Genomic DNA, 20,458 nt, shown 5'->3' on the forward strand with positions numbered 1-20,458 from the left:
CCTTATAATACGTTGAGCAATTGCTCTTTTATTTTTTCTAATTCTTCTTTCATTCTAACCACAATCTGTTGGATTCCGGCATGATTGGCTTTAGAACCAAGGGTATTGATTTCTCTACCCATTTCTTGTGAAATAAAACCTAATTTTTTACCATTTGAATCGGCTGAATCAAATGCTTTTAAAAAGTAGTTGCAATGGGCGCGCAATCTCACTTTCTCCTCAGTCACATCCAATTTGTCGATGTAATAAACCAGTTCCTGCTCAAATCGATTTTGATCGACATTTTCTTTACCAACCGTATCATTCAAAAATTGCTCGATACGCTGTCTGATCAAAGGTATACGTTCTACTTCCAAAGCCTCTACCTCAGCAAGGTAAACTAAAATAAGCTCAGCCCGCTTCTTTAAGTCTCCAGCAAGTACATTTCCCTCATCTTCACGAAATGTATTAAAACGTTTGACGGCATCATAAAAAGCATCCATCAATACTTTAGACTCCTCGTCATCAACCGAATCATCATTGTTCGTGATTACCTCAGGCATATTTAATGCGAGTTCAAACAGGTTGACATTCGTATCGTTGAGCTCTACAGCGATCTGCTGCAATTGACTATAATATTTTTTGAGTAAATCAGCATTAATGGAAGACGCCTTCGCAGTTTGATCCGTGTATTCAACCGTTACATTCATGTTAACTTTACCACGTTCAATAAGTTTGCTACTTTCAGTACGCAGGGTCAATTCTTTGTCCGAAACAACTTTGGGCAAACGAAGATTTAATTCAAGGAATTTTGAATTTAAGGACTTTATTTCGACACTATATTTAACTTTACCGTTATCAGCGGAAGCTGTGCCATATCCTGTCATGGATTTTATCATATGCAAAGGTATGACTTTTCAGGAAAAATTAAATACACTGTATTGATTAATTGCTGATACTCGCCAAATTACCTTTCTTTTTATTTACCAATCGTGTTTGGCAATGATAACAACTAAGTAACTTTCATAAGGTTTGGCACCTTTGCATTCAACATAACCAATCCCAATATCATATAGCGAAGCGTTCCACTGATCCATGCCCAATAAATGGGTACGATGATGATAACCCGGAGCTTCCTTTCCAATAATTAAGGCCTTAATGCCAGCGGTAGCACTGGCTCGGTTGGCGGCAATGGACTCAAAATTGTTGGTGTTTCGTTTTGACAGCCATGCCGGATTAAGCTGATATCCTGCTTCGTCAATGAAATAATTAGGTCCATACCCCTCAGGTGAGACATGGTCAAAATAAGAACGTTTAGCCATATCTTTTGCTCGATAAACCGCAACCTCGGCCAACTGCTTATTCCAATTGAGTTTGGTTCGTTTAATCTTCTGCAAATTAAAAAGCTTCAGCTCCTTCTTATACTTTTCGGGATTTGTACGAATTTTGTTCAATAGCTCATAGGCCTCGATGGCTTGATTATGATCGACAACCACACGTTGTGCAAAAATAGACTGTGTAAAAAGCAGGGTAAATGCTAAAACCAAATAGTTCATACGTAAATAATCTCTTCTTCAATGACCTTACGAAATATCCAGACGATCTTGTCCGCTTAACTTAATTTTATCGCGTACAAACTACATTTTGCGCACAGTATCTGTACTTTCTCAATAGGGATATTTCGTATCAATCCTTTAACCTTAAAAGACCGTATTTAGTATGTAACGTTTAATCTTTTTTTGTTTTTTTCGCAGACAAAAACTGTATAAGCATGGGTATTAAGCTAATAAAGATAACCGCCAAAATAACAAGGGAAAAATTATGCTTAAAAAATGGCAGCTGTCCAAAATAATAGCCAGCCATAACAAATAATGAAACCCATAATATCCCCCCTAGTATATTATATTTTCCGAAGACCACATAGGGCATTTTGCCAATACCTGCTACAAATGGTGCAAAAGTCCTTACAATCGGTACAAATCGGGCATAAACAATAGTCTTTGTTCCATGTTTAGCATAGAAATCTTGTGTTTTTTGCAGATAAGTTGGCTTAAATATTCTTGATCCTGGCTTAAAAACACGGATTCCAACATATTTGCCAATTTCATAATTCACAAAATCTCCGGAGATAGCGGCAAAAATAAGAATGACTATAAATATTGGTAAGGAGAGCTGACAATCTGGGCGGGCAATTATTGCCCCCAAGGCAAATAAAACTGAGTCACCAGGAAGGAATGGTGTAACAACAAATCCTGTTTCCGCAAAGATGATTAAAAACAAAATCAGATAGGTCCAATTTTCATAACTATTGATCAGTTGCAAAAGATGCTGATCGATATGCAATATAAAATCAATAAGCTGTAAAATGATTTCCATTTTTTTGATCTATAAAAAAAGGGAATCTTATTGGACCCCCTTTTTAGTTTTTATCTTTTCTTTTATAAGCTCGAAGATTATTGGTAATATGGATATAAAAATAATAATCAATACGACCTTCGAGAAGTTATCTCTTATAATAGGAATATTTCCTAAAAAATATCCCGCGAGGGTTATACCACCAACCCACAAGACAGCACCCACGACATTATAGGTAATGAAAGTACCATAATTCATCCTTCCAATACCTCCAACGAAAGGTGCCAAGGTACGTACGATTGGTACAAATCGAGCGATAACGATTGTTTTACTGCCATATTTCTCATAAAACGAATGAGTCTTGGCAATTTGCTCATCTTTGACTACCTGCTTACCAAAGAGCTTAAATCTTGTTAGGCGCATACCAAAATGCTTACCGATAGCATAGTTTAAGGAATCCCCAGAAACCGCGGCTACCAATAAAATGAAAATCATCAACCATACGTTAAGATCATTTGGTTGTGCGGCTAGCATGCCCGCTGCAAACAATAAAGAATCTCCTGGTAAAAAGGGCATCACAACCACTCCTGTTTCTACAAAAATAATAAGAAACAGAATAAGGTACGTCCAAGTCTGATAATCATTGACTATTTCAACCAAATGTTTATCAATATGGAGAATAAAGTCTATAAGATGCGTAATTAGTTCCAAACCCTGACGAAGATTAAGCGTTGTTTAACATAACAGGCATCACCAACATCAAAATATCTTCATGATCTTCAGATACGGCCGGAATCAATAAACCGGCACGATTTGGCGTACTCATCTCCAAAACAACTTCTTCACTCTCTAAGTTATTTAACATCTCCACTAGGAACTTGGCGTTAAAACCGATTTCCATATCATCCCCTTCAAATTGACAGGACAAGCGTTCATGCGCTTCATTAGAGAAATCTAAATCTTCTGCAGAGATATGCAATTCACTTCCTGAGATCTTCAGACGAACCTGATGTGTCGTTTTATTAGCGAAAATCACCACCCGTCTCAAGGTATTTAAAAACAATAATCGATCTACGGTCAACTTGTTCGGGTTGACCTGAGGGATTACAGCAGCATAATCTGGGTAACGTTCATCAATCAAACGACAGATCAAATTAATATTACCAAAGCTAAAGAACGCATTGGTTTGATTATATTCTATCGATACTGTAACATCATCAGATGGTAACGATGATTTGAGCAGTGAAAGTGCTTTTTTCGGCAAAATAAGGGATGCTGGTTTCTCAGCACCGATATCAGTTCTCGAATAACGCACCAACTTGTGCGCATCAGTAGAGACAAAAGTCACATTCTTTTCAGCTAATTGCACCAAAACACCAGACATCGCAGGTCTCAATTCGTCGTTACTGACAGCAAAGATCGTTTTACTGATCGCTTCTGACAAAATAGGAGCTGGCATCTGAATAACTGACCCGTTATCGATTGAAGGAATTTTAGGGAAATCGTCGGCATTTTCTCCACTCAACTTATATTTTCCATCACCTGCACTGATCTCAATAGCCAAGGTATTCATATCTACTGAAAATGCTACTGGCTGATCTGGTAAGGTTTTTAACGTCTCGATCAAAATCTTCGAAGGCATGGCTACTCTTCCCTCTTCTTTTGCTTCGATCTGTAAAGAAGTAACCATACTTGTTTGCAGATCCGTAGCAGAAATAGTCAAGTTATTGTCTTTTATTTCAAAAAGAAAGTTTTCCAAGATAGGCAAAACAGTACTTGTACTGGATGCGCCATTGATAGCTTGTAACTGCTTTAATAAAATTGATGTTGATACAATGAATCTCATTTCCTGAATACTAATTATTATGTGCAATAATACACAAATTAATCAATATTTTTCAGTTTTACAGGCCGCTTTCTTTCCACATAAAGAGATTTTGATCGCTCAAATAAGCAATTGTATTTCAATTAATAAGCACAGCGCCAAAAGTATAGAAAGCAAATTCGGCCCGATAAATCACAATATTTATTACATTTGTATAATAGCAGTAGTGTATGCAGTTTAAAGAGATCATTGGGCACAAAGACATCAAGGAACATTTAGTTCGCACGGTTCATGAAAATCGTGTGAGTCATGCGCAATTATTTCTTGGTCCAGAGGGCTCCGGCAGCCTTGCATTAGCCTATGCTTATGCACAGTTTTTGAATTGTGAAAACCGACAGTCAGCCGACAGTTGTGGCGAATGCCCCTCCTGTCGAAAATATAATAAGCTGATCCATCCCGATCTCCACATGTCCTATCCTTTCATAGCCAAACATAAGGAAGATACGGCAACCGATTATGCGGACAGCTGGCGAAAATCTTTTTTATCCAATCCATACATGGGATTGGAATATTGGCGCAATCAATTGGATGCGGACAACAAACAAGTCAATATCAATATTGCCGAGGCGCATGGTATCATCAAAAAATTAAGCCTAAAGTCCTTTGAAGCTGAATATAAGGTTTTAATTATGTGGCTTCCCGAATACCTGGACACACAAGGCAATGCACTGTTAAAGTTAATCGAAGAACCACCCGAAAAAACGCTCTTTATTCTGGTTGCAGAAAATCAGGACAAAATATTAAATACAATCATATCACGTACGCAATTGGTCAAAATAAAGAAGTTGGATCACACAGAGATCGCACAACATCTAAAAAGCGTACATCATCTTTCGGATCAAGAATCAGCTGAAATTGCTTTTATTGCGGATGGAAACCTACAAGAAGCAATGAATCAAATCCAGTCGCAAACAAATAATCATTTTGGCATTTTAGTCAATTGGTTACGTTTCATTGTTTCAGATGCGGGAACCAATATGATCTCTTTAGTGGAAGAAGAGCTCTCAAAAATGGGGCGAGAAAACCAAAAAAGCTTTCTTTTTTATGCAATTAATATGATGCGTCAAATTATATTAATCAAAGAAGGGCTTTCCAGCTTAGTATTCTTACCGGCCAAAGAATTGGATTTTGTTCAAAAATTTGCTGTACACTATACCGTTGAACAAATTGAAGCAACAATAAATCTATTTGAGGAAACACATTATTTTGTAGAAAGAAATGCAAATCCCAAAATATTATTTTTAGATTTATCTTTGCAGTTAACATTAATATACAAGTACAAAACGTTTCCGAAAGGAACTCAATATATAATATAGAAAACTATGGGATGTGGCAGTTGCTCATCCGGCGGAGGTTGCGGTACTACCACGGCAAATGGTACACCGGCAGGATGTCAGAATAATGGCTCTTGCATGACTAGCGGATGTAATAAATTAGATGTATATGACTGGCTTTCCGATATGGATATGCCTTCAAACTATAAACCATTTAATATCGTCGAAGTACGATTTAAGGGATCACGAAAAGATTTCTTTATTAATGTAGACAATACCTACCTTGAAATGGGGGAGATGGTCGTTGTAGAACCTTCTACTGGTGGCTATGATGTCGGACATGTCTCCTTAACAGGTGAATTGGTCAGACTACAATTAAAAAAGAACAATGTTACCCCAGAAATGGTAACTAAAAAAATCTATCGGAAGCCCAATGAAATGGATGCAGAGAAGTATAACGCAGCAAAAGATCTCGAATGGGAAACTATGCACAAAGCACGTAAACTGGCTTTGGACCTGGGTTTGTCCATGAAGATTTCTGATGTTGACTACCAGGGTGATAAAACCAAGGCTACCTTTTACTACACTGCTGAGGGCCGCGTGGATTTCCGTGAGCTTATCAAAAAAATGGCTGAAGCTTTCAGAATACGCATTGAAATGCGCCAGATAGGTATGCGACAAGAAGCTAGCCGCCTCGGTGGAATCGGCTCCTGTGGTCGCGAACTTTGCTGTTCAACCTGGTTAACGGATTTCAAAACGGTTTCTACATCGGCAGCACGTTATCAAAATCTTTCTTTGAATACGTTAAAGTTAGCGGGACAATGCGGAAAATTAAAATGCTGTCTCAATTATGAATTGGATAGTTACATGGATGCTTTAAAAGACATCCCGAATAATATCGACCGCATCGAAACCCTAAAAGGAGTTGCTTATCTTCAAAAGACCGATATTTTCAAGAAAATGATGTGGTTCTCTTTTCCTGGAGCCGAAAATTGGATCGCCATTCCCGTTCAACAAGTCAAAGAGTTTGTCGAAATGAATAAGCAGGGGATCAAACCGGAAGCAATTTCGAGTGCAGTAGATAACGATGAAGTCAGAGAAGAGAAAAATATCAATTACGATTACGAAAATGTAGTCGGACAGGATAGCTTAACTCGACTTGATGATCGGAATAAAAGAAAGAAAAAAAGAAAATCCAAAAGCAGTACTGTCAAACCTGAAAGTAAGGCTGGACAAAAAACTGAGAAGTCCGAACAAAGTACACCTAGACAAAGTGCTAAACCTCAGATTTCGACCGATGCTGGAGCCCCAAGCGCGAATAAAGAAAATAAAGAAGGATCTAATAACAGACCCAAAAAGCGTTTCAATCGCCATCGGAATAAAAACAAAGGTAATAACAACAATGCTGCACCGAAAGCAGAATAAAAAAAAATATGCCTAATTTTAACCCATTAGGCATATTCTTTTTATAAATAAACATGAAACTCAAAAGCTCTCCTTTCTTTATTGGTTTGTTATGTATTGGCATAGGGTGTTCTTGTGACCAAACTTTTGTCATAAATGAAAATAAACCCATTGATAATAAAGCTTGGCTGAATACGTCACCGCCTAGTTTTCAATTCCATATCGGCGACAAGACCAAACGATATGATGTATTGATGGATGTCCGTCATACACCGGAATATGCTTTTTCCAATCTTTTTGTACTTATTTACCAACGAGGCCCAGGTAAAAAGCAATATACTTTTCGTAAAGAAATAAAAATGGCCAGATCGGATGGAAAATGGATAGGAAAATCCTCCGGTAGCTTGTATAACAATCAATCCATCATCCATAAAGATTACCTATTTCCGGATACAGGAATTTATACGATTTCCATCGAACAGAACATGAAAGAAAATCCGTTGAAAGAAATCACAGACGTAGGGTTAACCGTTGTTCCAAAATGATACGCTTATTACGATATCTATTATTTCCTTTTACCATCATCTATGCCCTTGTAGTGTGGATAAGAAATAGATTATATGATCTTAAGCTGCTTCCCTCGCGGTCTTTCGACATTCCAACTGTTGTCATAGGAAATCTTGCCGTAGGTGGAACAGGAAAAAGTCCAATGACTGAACTTGTGGTCTCTAGCCTTAAAGGTCATTTTAAAACGGCAATACTCAGTCGAGGATACGGACGTAGCTCCAAAGGGTTTTATCTGGTACAGACGGATTCATCGGCTATGGACGTCGGTGACGAGCCCTTACAGTTCAAAAATAAATTTCCGGCTATCACTGTTGCGGTTTGTGAAGATCGCTGTACGGGAATAGAAAAACTTCAATCAGATCATCAACTGATTATTTTGGATGATGCCTATCAACATCGGAAATTATCGCCGCTTTTCAATATTCTATTGTTTGATTTTCTATCATTTGCTAGTCCAATGTTTGTTTTTCCTACAGGAAACTTTAGGGATCTCCTTATGGAGGCCAAACGCGCACAGATCATAGCAATTACGAAATGTCCTATTGATCTTTCTACCAAAGAAAAAAAACGGATAGAAAACAAAATCAGGTATTATAACAAAGAAGCTTTAATTGTTTTTAGCTATATCGACTATCTTGAACCCATCAATAGTAAAGGAAGTCTAATCGATATCAAAGGCAAAGACATTATTTTGGTTACGGGTATTGCTAAACCTAAGCCCTTAGTGTATTATCTCCAAAACAAAGCCAATTCAATCCAACACATTTCCTTTGAAGATCATCATTCTTTTACTGAATCGGATATCAATCAAATTGCAAAATCTTACCACAATCTGGCGAGTAGCAACAAAATAGTATTGACAACAGAAAAGGACTTTCAGCGATTAAAACCTTTTAAACAGCAATTTACTGCAATTGATTTGGCTTATCTGCCAATTGGTCTTCAATTTCACGACCCCATCCAACAGGAAATATTCCATAAAAGGCTATATGATGCAGTGGATCAAAGTGTTAATCAACCTTAAATTTTGTTAATATCAGATGCTATACTAAACTTTTTCATCAAATTTATATTCTATATGTAAACAGAGAATCTCAAAAGTTTTCGCTCTGTCTATAATGAACAAATTGAGTGTACACCCGATATTCGGCACTCATGATATAAACTATACAAAGATGAAAAAGAAAATTTTAATGGCAGTAGCTTGTCTATTTTTAAGTGCTACAGGAGTTTTTGCCCAACAACGTCAGCAACGTAGTCCTGAAGAACAAGCTAAAATGCGCGTAGAGCATTTAGACAAATTATTAAGCCTCAATCAAACGCAAAAAGATTCGATCTATAACCTTACATTAAGTCAGGCTCAACAACGGGCTGCACTTCGAAATGATGGTGGAGATCGAAAAGCGAGTATGGAAAAATTTAAACAGCTTCAGGAAATACAAACAACCAAAATCAAATCATGGCTTACTCCTGACCAAGCTAAGCTATTTGACGAACAGCAAGAAAAAATGAAAGAAAGAATGTCTAAACGTTCCGAAAATTAAATAAAGCTATCTTAGAAAAGGCCTTGTAAAAAAACAAGGCCTTTTTTATTTCACGTTCAGTTCTATTCTGACGTTGTCATCACAATTAAGCTCGTCTAACTTTATCGATCCTGTTAACAGTGCAATAACAACGATATCATCAATTTTTGCATTTCACATCACAGATAAAAACCCATATTTCCATGAATTACAACCAGTTAATGTTAAAACTTTGTTAAAGTAACATAGTTGATACAATAAAAGACCCCTTTCCGAGTTTTTATAGCAAGATCGTTTAATTGTAACTTTTTAAATACAATAGATATGAAAAAGCTAATTTTAACAGGAATAGGATTTTGCTTGACTCTCAGCCTGATGTTTGCACAACAGGTTAGTCCCGAGGATGCAGCTGCTAAAGCAACGACTGAACTTGTACAGAAACTGCATCTGAATGATGAGCAAAAAACTGCGGTATCAACCATTCTATTGGATCAGGTAAAAGCAGAACAGACAATAGTAAAAGATAGTGGGTCTTCTGCTCAAGCGAAAAGCGATGCACTTCATAAGCTACAGACTGAAGTGGATACCAAAGTCAGTCAATTACTTACCGAAGATCAGAAATCCCTTTATCAAAAAGTCATAACTGAAAGACCAGCTAAAGCCGTGCCGACTACAGCTCAGCCTACCAAAACTGAATCCGGTCAATAATCAACAACAACGTAAAATTAGGTAGTAGAAAAACATTAAATAATTTCATCTAAAATTGAACATCATGAAAAAGTTATTTTTAGCAGGCATAGGTTTCTTCCTAGCGATGGGCCTAACATTTGCACAACAAACAACTCCTGAAGAAAATGCAACAAAGGTAGTGACTGAGTTAGTCACAAAGCTGACATTAAATGACGAGCAGAAAACTGCAGTATCAACAATCGTATTGGATCAAGAAAAGGCTATAGCGGCTGTCATTCAGGATTCCACGACTAAAGCTGACGTCAAAAAGGAGAATATTGCCAAAATACAGGGTGAATCAGATACTAAAATAGCACAATTGCTAACAGATGAACAAAAAGTTGCTTATCAGAAATATGTTACTGAGCGACCTCCCGTAAACATTCCGGCAACGCAAGAAACAACAGAACAAAAAGAATCCGGTAACGGACAGAGCAATCAACAACAATAATCATTCGAGAACGAATGAAAAGCCTCTGGACATGCAGTGCATGTCCAGAGGCTTTTTTATGCCTTACAGCGTCTTAAATACATCAAAAAAGGGCTGTCCATATTACTTGGACAGCCCTTTTTGTTTTTACTTACTGTAATTGATATTAAGATTTCAATTTTTTCATAATATCACTTACATAAGTCTTAAATTTCTTGTCAGTTTCAATTAAATCCTCTACGGTTTGACATGCATAAATGACTGTCGAGTGGTCTCTTCCTCCGAAGAATGCTCCGATCGATTTTAGTGAAGATTTGGTATGGGCTTTTGCTAAATACATCGAAATTTGCCTGGCCTGCACGATTTCACGCTTCCTCACTTTCGACTTTACCATATCTACAGGAACTTCAAAATATTCACAAACTAATTTCTGAATAAAGTCCATTGAAATTTCCTTATGGGTATTCTTCACAAAATTCTTCAACATCGATTTTGCTAAGCCCAAATCAATCTCTTTCTTGTTCAATGTAGACTGAGCCAATAATGAAACCATGGCTCCTTCCAACTCACGAACACTATTATCGATTTGTGTTGCGACATATTCCACTACATTTTCAGGTAAATCAATACCATCAGAATACATCTTCTTCTTCAAAATTGCCATTCTCGTCTCAAGATCAGGAATTTGAATATCTGCAGATAATCCCCATTTAAAACGACTAAGCAAACGTTCCTCCAAACCAGCTAAATCCTTAGGCGCTTTGTCTGAAGTTAAAATAATCTGCTTTCCAGATTGATGCAAATGATTAAAAATATGGAAGAAAATATCCTGTGTTTTTTCTTTACCAGCAAAATTGTGCACATCATCCATAATGATGACATCCATTGCTTGATAAAAGTTAACGAAGTCATTGATCGTGTTATTTTTCAATGAATCCACAAACTGTTGACAGAATTTTTCACAAGACACATAAATGACCAATTTATCGGGAAGATTTCTTTTGATTTCATTTCCGATTGCTTGGGCAAGGTGTGTCTTTCCCAAACCAACATCACCATAAATCATCAAAGGGTTGAATGAAGTACCACCTGGTTTATTCGCTACAGCATAACCTGCAGAGCGAGCAAGACGGTTACATTCACCTTCGATAAAATTTTCGAATGTATAGTTTTGATTCAATTGCGGATCAACCTGCAATTTTTTCAATCCAGGAATAACAAACGGATTTTTGATATCCCTATTTAAAGATACCGGCACAGGGATAGATTGCCTTTTCCCTTCTGCTCCATTGCCATTCGATGGAAGATTAGTCGTATAAGGATGAGAAGCTGAAGACTTCTCTACTACAATATTGTATTCCAATCTACCTTGCTCTCCTAAGAATTTCTTTACGGTCTTGCGAAGAATTCCTACATAGTGTTCTTCCAGCCACTCATAAAAAAATAAGCTAGGCACTTGAATAGTCAAAACGTCACCCTCCAAACGGACTGCTTTCACAGGTTCAAACCAGGTCTTGAAACTTTGTGCTGGTATATTATCTTTGATAATCGAAAGACAATTATTCCAGACACTTGAATACGTTTTTTCCATTCTAAAATTGTTAATAAGTTGATTTACAATACGCGACAAAAAATATGTTGATAACTTTCTCTGAGAACGAAGATGACAAAAAAAAATCAGCTAAAAAACTAAAATATAAAATAATTGATAAGATACTATATATCAGATTTTTACCGTGTAAAATTGTGGAAAACTAGCGCTAAAATTGATCTCTAAAAATAATTATTAACATTCCAAATTTATTTCAAAAAAAAGAACAAAAAAAGTAGCAAACTTACTACCTATCAGTCTTTAAGGTCTAAATCTAAATTAACCAAAATAATAGCTAATTACAATCTTTAGTTCATATATTTTTAATATTAAATTTATAAGAATTTAAAGCCAACTTAACATCATTGTCAGAGGACTATTAAAGTTATTTATGCATAACCATAAAAGAAAAATCAGTGCAAATTATATCTTAGAAAAAAACAAATTGTAACAGATGAGATTAATTGTAAACTTAAACATACGCACACTTGACAAACAAAAAAGGAGGTCCATATGGATCTCCTTTTTTGTTTGTCAAATATATAACTCTTATCCGACCATTGAACTGGTCAATTTTCCATTACAAAGTTTTTTAGCTTCTGCTATGATCGCATTCGCATCGTAGTGCGCATTCTTCCACTGTGCATTTTGTTCAGCATGTTCAATGATCTTATCCGGAATACCCAAACGAACAACCTGGCTATGATATCCGTGATCGGCCATAAATTCCAATACAGCCGAACCTATGCCCCCTTGTAAACTTCCATCCTCAACCGTGATAATTTTACCAAACTTCTGAAAGACCTGATGGAGCAAGGCTTCATCCAATGGTTTAGCAAATCGAAGATCATAATGCGCTGGATGTATTCCCAATTCATTTAACTGCTGTACCGCTTTAACAGCTTCATTTCCTATCGCTCCAAAACTTAAGATAGCAAGCTCCTCTCCTGCTGTTATAAGACGTCCCTTTCCTATTTCTATTTCTGTAAATGGACGACGCCAATCCGGCATAACGCCATTTCCTCTCGGGTATCTGATAACAAAAGGACCTTTATTAGGCAACTGTGCAGTAAACATCAAATTTCGCAGTTCCTCTTCGTTCATCGGAGCAGAAACTGTCATGTTTGGGACACATCGCATAAACGCTATATCATAAGCGCCATGATGTGTAGCGCCATCTGCACCGACCACTCCCGCACGATCCAAACAGAAAACAACATTTAGATTTTGTAATGCAACATCATGGATTACTTGATCATAAGCGCGTTGCATAAAAGACGAATAGATATTACAGAACGGTAATAATCCCTGTGTTGCGAGTCCTGCACTGAACGTAACCGCATGCTGCTCAGCAATACCAACGTCAAATGCGCGGTCAGGCATAGCTTTCATCATAATGTTCATAGAAGAACCAGAAGGCATTGCAGGCGTTATACCCACAATCTTATCATTTTCTTCCGCAAGCTCAACTAAAGTATGTCCAAAAACATCTTGAAATTTAGGCGCTACCGGTTTATCATTCGAAGACTTCTTTATCTCACCCGTAATTTTATCGAATAAACCTGGAGCATGCCATTTCGTCTGATCTTTTTCAGCTAACGCAAAGCCCTTACCTTTGATGGTGACGGCATGCAATAATTTAGGGCCTGGTATATGTTTAAGGTCTTCAAGGGTCTTGGCTAATTTCTTGACATCATGCCCATCAACCGGTCCAAAATATCTAAAATTTAAAGATTCAAAGAGATTGGCATTTTTTAACAAAGTTCCCTTTATGCTTTTTTCCAGTTTTTTGGCAATACCAAGTGCATTTGGACCAACTTCAGAAATCTTGGTTAATACAGCTGCAATATCGTCTCTAAAACGATTATATCGTTTTGAGGTTGTAATACTTGTCAAATACTCCTTCAATGCACCTACATTAGGATCAATGGACATGCAGTTATCATTCAGAATAACCAAAAGGTTGGATTTGGAAATACCGGCATGATTCAATGCTTCAAATGCCATTCCACCAGTCAACGCACCATCACCAATAACCGCGATATGCTGACGATCCTTTTCGCCCCTTATTTGGGAAGCAACCGCCATACCTAATGCTGCAGAAATAGATGTTGATGAGTGCCCAACGCCAAATGCATCGTATTTAGATTCAAAACGGTTAGGAAACCCAGAAATTCCGTTCTCAATTCGATTTGTATGAAATATATCGCGACGCCCCGTTAGGATCTTATGCCCATAAGCCTGATGACCTACATCCCAGATCAATTGATCGTATGGGGTATTCATTACGTAATGTAACGCCACCGTTAACTCGACGACTCCCAAACTTGCTGCAAAGTGACCACCATTAACCGAAACCTGATCAATAATAAATTGACGTAATTCCTGACTTAACTGTTCTAATTGGTCTTCCTTTAGCTTTTTAAGATCAGAGGGATCGTTTATTTTACTTAATAGTTCTCCAGCCTCAAACTGCATAGTACTGCTATTTACATGATATGTTCGTACAAAGTAACGACAATTTTATTTAATCTTTAAAATTAAATCGCATTTACATATTGGGGTACAACAAATAAAATAATGAATAGTTTGTATCGAAGTTATTCCAAAAGATTTTATATGTAAATTTGTATAAGATATGCAAGTAGAAGAAGGCTACGAAATCAAGCTTCCTCAATTTGAGGGACCTTTTGATTTATTATTATTTTTTATCGAACGGGATGAACTAAATATCCACGATATACCGATTTCAAAGATTACAGATGATTTTTTATCGTATGTGAGCCAAATGCAGGCGCTCAATATGGAAATGGCAAGCGAGTTTATCTTTGTTGCTTCGACACTGATGCGTATTAAAGCTAAAATGCTCTTGCCTCGTCTAGATCTAGACGAAAATGAGAATGAAATCGATCTTAGAGAAGATCTTGTTCAAAAACTTATTCTCTATAAGCAATTTAAAGAGACCTGTGAAGATTTGAGAGTCTTGGAAGAGGATCGTCTCAAACTATACAACCGAGGCAACATACGCTATGATATCCAACAGAGACTAAAATTAGATTCTACCGGAGAAAATTTGGATAGCTTCGACCTTTATAGTCTAATGATGATTTACGAGCAAATGATGTATCAATTCCGTAATCGTCCCCCTGAAGTAACACATACAGTTGTCAAATATCCATACACCATTGAACAACAGAAGAAAGCAATAGCCGAACTAATTGAAATCAATAAAAAATTGGATTTTCAAGAAATTCTTAAAAACTCAGAAAATAAAATACAATTTGTCTATAACTTTTTAGCAATTCTTGAAATGCTGCAACAGAGATTATTACAGATCGAAGTGGGCTTAGGCTATAACAATTTCAATGTAGGTGAAAGAGATCCAAATGAGGCGGAGGAACTCCGGCTTGAAGAGCAAGAAGCATAAAAAAAGACCTGTTAGAGACAGGTCTTTTTCGTATTAATCTTTTTTCTTAAAAGCATTCCAACCTTGGGCTGTTATCGGATAAAGATTCCCAGATTTGGAAATCATCTCACAACCTTCGGATCTTGGCGTCATATAACCAATAATGCTGATATCCGGTAAGTTTTTGATTTTATCATGATCAGTCTGAGCTATTGTAAACAGTAGTTCATAATCTTCACCGCCATTAAGTGCAGCTACGGTTGGATCAATGCCAAATTCCCGCCCTGTATCATAAGTCATCTGATCCAATGGAATCTTTTCTTCATATAATCTGCAACCTTTGTCAGATTGTCTGCAAATATGTAGAATTTCTGATGCAAGCCCGTCTGAAATATCCATCATCGCTGTGGGCTTGATCCCTAGCTTGGCAAATAATTCAACAATATCTTTCCGGGCTTCAGGTTTCAATTGACGTTCAACGATATAATCTTTTCCCTCTAAATCAGGCTGTACATTTGGATTTTCTAAATAGATATCCTTTTCACGCTCCAAGAGCTGTAAGCCCATATAAGCTGCTCCTAGATCACCAGACACACACAAGAGATCACCTTCCTGTGCACCACTACGATAAACGATCTGATCTGCATCAGCATGACCAATGCTTGTCACGGAAATAACCAAACCCTGGGCTGAAGCCGAAGTGTCTCCCCCAATTAGGTCAACATTATATTTCTTACAGGCAATCAAAGCTCCCTGATAAATCTCTTCTACAGCTTCCAATGGAAATTTTGAGGACAGACCTATTGAAAAGGTAATTTGCGAAGCTATTCCATTCATCGCGTAAATATCGCTCAAATTGACCTGAACAGCTTTATAACCTAGATGTTTTAACGGAACATATCTAAGATCAAAATGAATCCCTTCCAACAGTAGATCAGTAGATATCAAGGTTTTCTTACCTCCAAAATCTAGAACAGCAGCATCATCGCCAATCCCTTTAATTGTGGATTTTTCTGTTAATTCTACAGCTTTTTTTATATAATCAATCAAACCGAACTCACCCATTTCTTCCAAATTAGTTCGCTCGGTGTTATCAAAATCAAACATGCTAAAAAGTTTAAAAGTTTAATATAGATAATGCCAGCTGATAATCATCTTCCAAAGATTTATTTGAATGGCATTACAAAATAAGTATTACTATAAGACCAATGACTCCCCTGCTCATACATTGGACTCTTTCATTGAACTACATATAAACAGCTCAACAAAATCATTATTGATCATTGAAAACCAATCAGTTATTGTCTTGGTTATGATCAAAAATTATGCAGATTTCTATAAGCCTAAACTTGCCGATATTTCCAACATACGTTCAATAGGACGCTGGGCTCGGAGAATAACATCCTCGGGAAGAAGGATTTCGGGCGATTCATACTTCAGACAGTTATATAGCTTCTCAAGCGTATTAAGCTTCATATGCGGGCAATCATTACATGCACAGGCATTATTAGGAGGTGCAGGAATAAAAGTCTTATGTGGACTTGCTTTTTGCATTTGGTAGAGAATACCTGATTCTGTAGCAACAATATAAGCTTGGGCCGTATCTGTCTGGGTAAATTTAAGCATGCCGGCAGTCGATCCCACATAATCAGCTATCGCCAGTATATGATCTTCACATTCCGGATGGGCAATAAACTTAGCCTCGGGGTGCTCGCTTTTCAAACGATCAATTTTATCTTGAGAAAAAATTTCATGGACCATACATGCACCGTTCCAAAGCACAAGATCTCGTCCTGTTTTCTTTTTAACGTATGCTCCGAGATTACGATCCGGGCCAAAAATGATTTTCTGACCCACTGGCAGGCTCTCTACGATCTGAACAGCGTTACTAGAGGTACATACAATATCGGAAAGCGCTTTCAATTCCGCTGTACAGTTTACATAAGTGATGACCAAATGATCAGGATATTGTTCCTTAAATTTAGCGAAAAGATGCGGAGGGCAAGAATCTGACAGCGAACAACCTGCTTTGGCATCTGGCAAAAGAACCTTCTTTGTCGGTGAAAGTATTTTAGCCGTCTCAGCCATGAAATGTACTCCAGCAAAAACAATTACATCTGCATCAGTTTTCGCAGCTTCCTGGGATAAGCCAAGGCTATCTCCTATATAATCTGCTATATCTTGAATTTCAGACTCTTGATAATAGTGAGCCAAGATGACAGCGTTCTTTTCTTTCTTTAATCGTTGGATCTCTTTAATCAAATCCAGTGAGGGATCAATCGGAGCATCGATATAACCTTTTGCTTGAAGCTCATAATTTACAATTTCCATGCGAGTAGTTTCAACTTTTATGAACAGCAAAAATAAGCATTGTTAGATATATAAAAGTCAATTAAAAGCAAATTAATCAGGTCATGGTAATATACCTCTTGCTTGAATGTGCCCCATTATTAGATAATAACAAATAAAACACTGATATAAAACGTATTATTAATAAGTAACAGATTACAACGGATTTGCCAAGTCCAGCTTATTGGGTAAAGTCAGTTTGCAAATTTGATCGAACAACTGCACATATTGCCCAATTCCATGATCTTGCAGAACCGACAGCTAAATACCTATTTCAAAATACAAATCAACCGTTTGCAAGTATTAATAGTTAAATTAGTTTATATAAAGTTTAACCAAACAATATTACGCCCATATAAACTCTTTTAGACTTGAATATTTCGGAAACTATTCGAACTCTTCATTTATACCAAAAGCTGAAAGGGTTTATTTCACATTATTTCTATCTTCGAAAATCAGTTTCATCTACATCCAACCTTCATAGCCTAAGGAACGTTTTTAGGCATATTACAAAACAATGAAAAATATAGCACAAAAGGAAGCTTTATTTATTAACATTTCAGATTAAAAAACGTTTTTGAACTCGTATAGGAGAGATTAATGGATTCTGGATTGATCTATAATTTTATATCAAATTCTCAGCGAGTTCATTCGGTAAATTTTAAGGGAATTGTGCATGCATCCAACACTGAAACCGTATAAATAGCAACGAATAAAAAACAAACGCTCTTACAATCGTGTATAGCTTATTTTGTCATTACGGTCTTTATATATGCCATTCTAATTGCAAAGATTTGAAGTTTATATATTCGCCATTTACCAACTTATACAGCAACGAAGGCTAGAATGGGGCCAAAACCAATTTTCCTAAATCAAAATTGGTCATAGATAATCAATAGAAGGCGATAATTTCTAGAATAAATGCTTTTAGAATTGCATATAAAAATAATAGCAGCTTGTAAAAATGAATATAGGACTGTAGTAAGGGTAAACTCACGCTGATTCAGGGAAATAGCGTTGAATTAAATAGTTCAAAATAAACCCAATAAGAATTGGATATTTATAAAAAAATATAAAAGAGTAGAGTAGAAGGGAATCTAGAAGAGAATAATTCGCGGAAATTGAAATATCCGACTAAATAACGGCTACAGAATCCAAAATAAAGCGGATGAGAATTAAATATTGACTACTGTAATCGAGGATAGTGTATTTATTTAATTCTAAGAGGGTTTAATAAAATTTTTGCAATTTAATTTCACAAAATTCAAAAGCAATAATAAATACAACTTAAATAAAATCAATTATACCCAGTATCTGGATAGGAATCGAGTAAATAGCTCCCCTCGACAGCTCAATATAACAGAATCGGACTGTATATCCCGCTAGACTGAGCATCTTCTGGCAATCATTATCGCATAAATTACAAAAACTCAGCACATGTAAGTTATAAGATATTAATTAATATAAAGAGAAAGATAAACTTGTTACAGATTATAAATTTTCAATTTTATATTTAATTTAATGAATTAAAACGCTTCATACTCAAATATATAGATAATATTAAAAGAAAACACTAAATATGCGACTGACAAAGCACTTTCAAAACAATTTAGTCGCTTAGAATTAAATATTCGAAACAAATAGCGAATCAAGTCAATATATTCGACCTATAAGAGCTTTATTTTAGAAAAATACGCCCTGAGAATGATCTAAAAAAATACTAAAGAACAATAATCCACAATATTCGAATGTCATTGATCTAAATTTGGATAATTCCGACATCTAATGAATGTTGGGCTGCAAATATAGTAAGATTGTTTGTTCTACAATAAATTATTTAAAGAAATTATTTGCAATCCAAAACTATAAACAAGCTAATCTTCGAATTCACGCTAGATCGTAAAAAATTCACTATTTAAACGCATAGAATGCAGTAAAAAGTATTGAAAACGAATTTTTAAAAAATATCCAATTTTAAACGGGTTTATTTTTAAATAATCGCCTTTAGATTCTGTTAAAAATTTAATGCTGTCAAAATCAAATGGATATTTTAGCCAAATCCGAATACAATCGCCCAGATCCAGGAATAAAAAATCTCAATAACCAAATCCGTTACAATTTTCATTTTGAAAAATTTCGCATTCCAATTTTAACTTGTTGACAAAGCCATATTCAAATATTTTTGAGTATGATTAGCAAATAACCAAACCTAAAACGACTTAAAATCCAAATAATAAAATCAACTAAATTGCCTTTTTCAAAGAAATTTTCAAAGCAAAAATTAGTAGCTATTAGAATTCAATAAAAGAATTTATCTGGTTGAAAGCCAAAAATATTGAAATCTCATAGCACCCAAATGAGAATTAAACCTTTTCTTCATCGATTTCTATCAGTTACAATCCAATTAAATTGAAATAAGACCCTACAAGGGAAAATATTCAAGTATAAAACAGCTTAAACGAATTTTTCCTTGAAAAAATTATAAATAACGCGCTGAAACTACATTAAATCCATATGTAAAAAAAAATAAAATAAATATCCAATCCTAAAGCGCTTTAAAAGCCAATAGGAAATTAAAAAAATAATATAAACTCAATTAGAATTAAATATTTCAATAGGGGACTCTATAATTCCCAGATATTGAAATCTAACGGCCTCTAATCGAACTTGACAAAACTAAACAAAGATTTTCGAACGTATTCCACAATCTTTTTTTTCAATAAATACTAATTATTTAAAATAGAAAATCTCTTATTGTTTATTATGGTGTGGAAAAGTGGTATAAATTCCTTTATTCCAATTTTGATTTTAGGTTTTTATGGAGTTTTCAACAATTTTTCAACAGGATTTGTCTATTAAAGAGCTGATTTTTAAAATTCTAATTTATCGTATTTTTTATTTTCCATATTTTTTTGTTGAATAGTTTTTGTTTGGAAAATGTGGAAATCTAGGGATTTTTGTGCGGA

The 20,458-nt window shown here is 35.8% G+C and carries 17 protein-coding genes; 8 read left to right on the forward strand and 9 right to left on the reverse strand.

Translation table 11 applies throughout. The features are described 5' to 3' along the window. Positions 1 to 2: 2 nt before the first annotated feature. The 5 genes from HS960_RS20560 to dnaN all read right to left on the reverse strand — a co-directional run bounded on the left by HS960_RS20560 (position 3) and on the right by dnaN (position 4,180). Positions 3 to 878 (reverse strand): YicC/YloC family endoribonuclease, encoded by an 876-nt coding sequence (locus HS960_RS20560; RefSeq protein ID WP_083663423.1) that lies wholly within the window; start codon positions 876 to 878, stop codon positions 3 to 5. Between the two features lie 84 nt (positions 879 to 962). After that, positions 963 to 1,535, reverse strand: coding sequence for a CAP domain-containing protein (locus tag HS960_RS20565; RefSeq protein ID WP_159729993.1), 573 nt, complete (start codon positions 1,533 to 1,535; stop codon positions 963 to 965). Between the two features lie 172 nt (positions 1,536 to 1,707). Next, entirely contained in the window at positions 1,708 to 2,355 is a 648-nt protein-coding gene (locus tag HS960_RS20570; protein ID WP_182330559.1) for a DedA family protein, read from the reverse strand. 27 nt (positions 2,356 to 2,382) lie between these two features. Then, on the reverse strand, positions 2,383 to 3,045 hold the full coding sequence (locus HS960_RS20575) for a DedA family protein (RefSeq protein ID WP_182330560.1): 663 nt from the start codon (positions 3,043 to 3,045) through the stop codon (positions 2,383 to 2,385). Between the two features lie 13 nt (positions 3,046 to 3,058). Then, complete coding sequence (gene dnaN, locus HS960_RS20580) at positions 3,059 to 4,180, reverse strand: DNA polymerase III subunit beta (protein WP_088159749.1); 1,122 nt, start codon at positions 4,178 to 4,180, stop codon at positions 3,059 to 3,061. A 209-nt stretch (positions 4,181 to 4,389) separates the two neighbouring features. On the opposite strand from dnaN, the gene HS960_RS20585 reads away from it, so the two are divergent. The 7 genes from HS960_RS20585 to HS960_RS20615 all read left to right on the forward strand — a co-directional run bounded on the left by HS960_RS20585 (position 4,390) and on the right by HS960_RS20615 (position 10,167). Then, the gene (locus HS960_RS20585) at positions 4,390 to 5,535 is read left to right on the forward strand and encodes a DNA polymerase III subunit (RefSeq protein ID WP_153845288.1); all 1,146 of its coding nucleotides are present in this window, start codon (positions 4,390 to 4,392) and stop codon (positions 5,533 to 5,535) included. 6 nt (positions 5,536 to 5,541) lie between these two features. After that, positions 5,542 to 6,918, forward strand: coding sequence for a PSP1 domain-containing protein (locus HS960_RS20590; RefSeq protein WP_182330561.1), 1,377 nt, complete (start codon positions 5,542 to 5,544; stop codon positions 6,916 to 6,918). Positions 6,919 to 6,971: 53 nt separating this feature from the next. Continuing rightward, the gene (locus HS960_RS20595; protein ID WP_182330562.1) at positions 6,972 to 7,442 is read left to right on the forward strand and encodes a gliding motility lipoprotein GldH; all 471 of its coding nucleotides are present in this window, start codon (positions 6,972 to 6,974) and stop codon (positions 7,440 to 7,442) included. Next, complete coding sequence (gene lpxK / locus HS960_RS20600; protein WP_182330563.1) at positions 7,439 to 8,488, forward strand: tetraacyldisaccharide 4'-kinase; 1,050 nt, start codon at positions 7,439 to 7,441, stop codon at positions 8,486 to 8,488. The genes HS960_RS20595 and lpxK overlap by 4 nt, the downstream gene beginning before the upstream one ends. Positions 8,489 to 8,639: 151 nt before the next feature. Continuing rightward, on the forward strand, positions 8,640 to 9,008 hold the full coding sequence (locus HS960_RS20605; RefSeq protein WP_147420956.1) for a hypothetical protein: 369 nt from the start codon (positions 8,640 to 8,642) through the stop codon (positions 9,006 to 9,008). Positions 9,009 to 9,311: 303 nt separating this feature from the next. Further along, positions 9,312 to 9,695: a hypothetical protein gene (locus HS960_RS20610; protein WP_182330564.1), complete on the forward strand. Its 384-nt coding sequence runs from the start codon at positions 9,312 to 9,314 to the stop codon at positions 9,693 to 9,695. 64 nt (positions 9,696 to 9,759) lie between these two features. Continuing rightward, the gene (locus HS960_RS20615) at positions 9,760 to 10,167 is read left to right on the forward strand and encodes a hypothetical protein (RefSeq protein WP_182330565.1); all 408 of its coding nucleotides are present in this window, start codon (positions 9,760 to 9,762) and stop codon (positions 10,165 to 10,167) included. Between the two features lie 145 nt (positions 10,168 to 10,312). Here the strand turns inward: HS960_RS20615 and dnaA are convergent, their stop codons facing one another. Together dnaA and dxs are read right to left on the reverse strand one after the other, a co-directional pair. Next, positions 10,313 to 11,737, reverse strand: coding sequence for a chromosomal replication initiator protein DnaA (dnaA, locus tag HS960_RS20620; protein WP_046672557.1), 1,425 nt, complete (start codon positions 11,735 to 11,737; stop codon positions 10,313 to 10,315). 549 nt (positions 11,738 to 12,286) lie between these two features. Further along, positions 12,287 to 14,215 carry a 1-deoxy-D-xylulose-5-phosphate synthase gene (gene dxs, locus HS960_RS20625; RefSeq protein ID WP_182330566.1) on the reverse strand — a complete coding sequence of 643 codons (1,929 nt, stop codon included), beginning with the start codon at positions 14,213 to 14,215 and terminating at the stop codon, positions 12,287 to 12,289. A gap of 160 nt (positions 14,216 to 14,375) precedes the next feature. Between dxs and HS960_RS20630 the strand changes: the two genes are divergently transcribed. Further along, positions 14,376 to 15,164 carry a segregation and condensation protein A gene (locus tag HS960_RS20630; RefSeq protein ID WP_182330567.1) on the forward strand — a complete coding sequence of 263 codons (789 nt, stop codon included), beginning with the start codon at positions 14,376 to 14,378 and terminating at the stop codon, positions 15,162 to 15,164. 33 nt (positions 15,165 to 15,197) lie between these two features. Here the strand turns inward: HS960_RS20630 and thiL are convergent, their stop codons facing one another. After that, positions 15,198 to 16,250 carry a thiamine-phosphate kinase gene (gene thiL / locus HS960_RS20635; RefSeq protein WP_182330568.1) on the reverse strand — a complete coding sequence of 351 codons (1,053 nt, stop codon included), beginning with the start codon at positions 16,248 to 16,250 and terminating at the stop codon, positions 15,198 to 15,200. 228 nt (positions 16,251 to 16,478) lie between these two features. Beyond that, positions 16,479 to 17,474, reverse strand: coding sequence for a quinolinate synthase NadA (gene nadA, locus HS960_RS20640; RefSeq protein WP_153845280.1), 996 nt, complete (start codon positions 17,472 to 17,474; stop codon positions 16,479 to 16,481). Positions 17,475 to 20,458 lie beyond the last annotated feature (2,984 nt).

The organism is Sphingobacterium paramultivorum (assembly GCF_014109745.1).
GTDB lineage: Bacteria > Bacteroidota > Bacteroidia > Sphingobacteriales > Sphingobacteriaceae > Sphingobacterium > Sphingobacterium paramultivorum.

Excerpts from the sequence above, each read along its gene's own strand:
- lpxK (WP_182330563.1), top strand. The coding sequence starts at position 7,439 with ATGATACGCTTATTACGATATCTATTATTTCCTTTTACCATCATCTAT.
- dnaA (WP_046672557.1), bottom strand. The coding sequence starts at position 11,737 with ATGGAAAAAACGTATTCAAGTGTCTGGAATAATTGTCTTTCGATTATC.
- HS960_RS20570 (WP_182330559.1), bottom strand. The coding sequence starts at position 2,355 with ATGGAAATCATTTTACAGCTTATTGATTTTATATTGCATATCGATCAG.
- HS960_RS20610 (WP_182330564.1), top strand. The coding sequence starts at position 9,312 with ATGAAAAAGCTAATTTTAACAGGAATAGGATTTTGCTTGACTCTCAGC.
- HS960_RS20560 (WP_083663423.1), bottom strand. The coding sequence starts at position 878 with ATGATAAAATCCATGACAGGATATGGCACAGCTTCCGCTGATAACGGT.
- HS960_RS20605 (WP_147420956.1), top strand. The coding sequence starts at position 8,640 with ATGAAAAAGAAAATTTTAATGGCAGTAGCTTGTCTATTTTTAAGTGCT.
- dxs (WP_182330566.1), bottom strand. The coding sequence starts at position 14,215 with ATGCAGTTTGAGGCTGGAGAACTATTAAGTAAAATAAACGATCCCTCT.
- nadA (WP_153845280.1), bottom strand. The coding sequence starts at position 17,474 with ATGGAAATTGTAAATTATGAGCTTCAAGCAAAAGGTTATATCGATGCT.
- HS960_RS20590 (WP_182330561.1), top strand. The coding sequence starts at position 5,542 with ATGGGATGTGGCAGTTGCTCATCCGGCGGAGGTTGCGGTACTACCACG.
- thiL (WP_182330568.1), bottom strand. The coding sequence starts at position 16,250 with ATGTTTGATTTTGATAACACCGAGCGAACTAATTTGGAAGAAATGGGT.
- HS960_RS20595 (WP_182330562.1), top strand. The coding sequence starts at position 6,972 with ATGAAACTCAAAAGCTCTCCTTTCTTTATTGGTTTGTTATGTATTGGC.
- dnaN (WP_088159749.1), bottom strand. The coding sequence starts at position 4,180 with ATGAGATTCATTGTATCAACATCAATTTTATTAAAGCAGTTACAAGCT.
- HS960_RS20585 (WP_153845288.1), top strand. The coding sequence starts at position 4,390 with ATGCAGTTTAAAGAGATCATTGGGCACAAAGACATCAAGGAACATTTA.
- HS960_RS20565 (WP_159729993.1), bottom strand. The coding sequence starts at position 1,535 with ATGAACTATTTGGTTTTAGCATTTACCCTGCTTTTTACACAGTCTATT.
- HS960_RS20630 (WP_182330567.1), top strand. The coding sequence starts at position 14,376 with ATGCAAGTAGAAGAAGGCTACGAAATCAAGCTTCCTCAATTTGAGGGA.
- HS960_RS20615 (WP_182330565.1), top strand. The coding sequence starts at position 9,760 with ATGAAAAAGTTATTTTTAGCAGGCATAGGTTTCTTCCTAGCGATGGGC.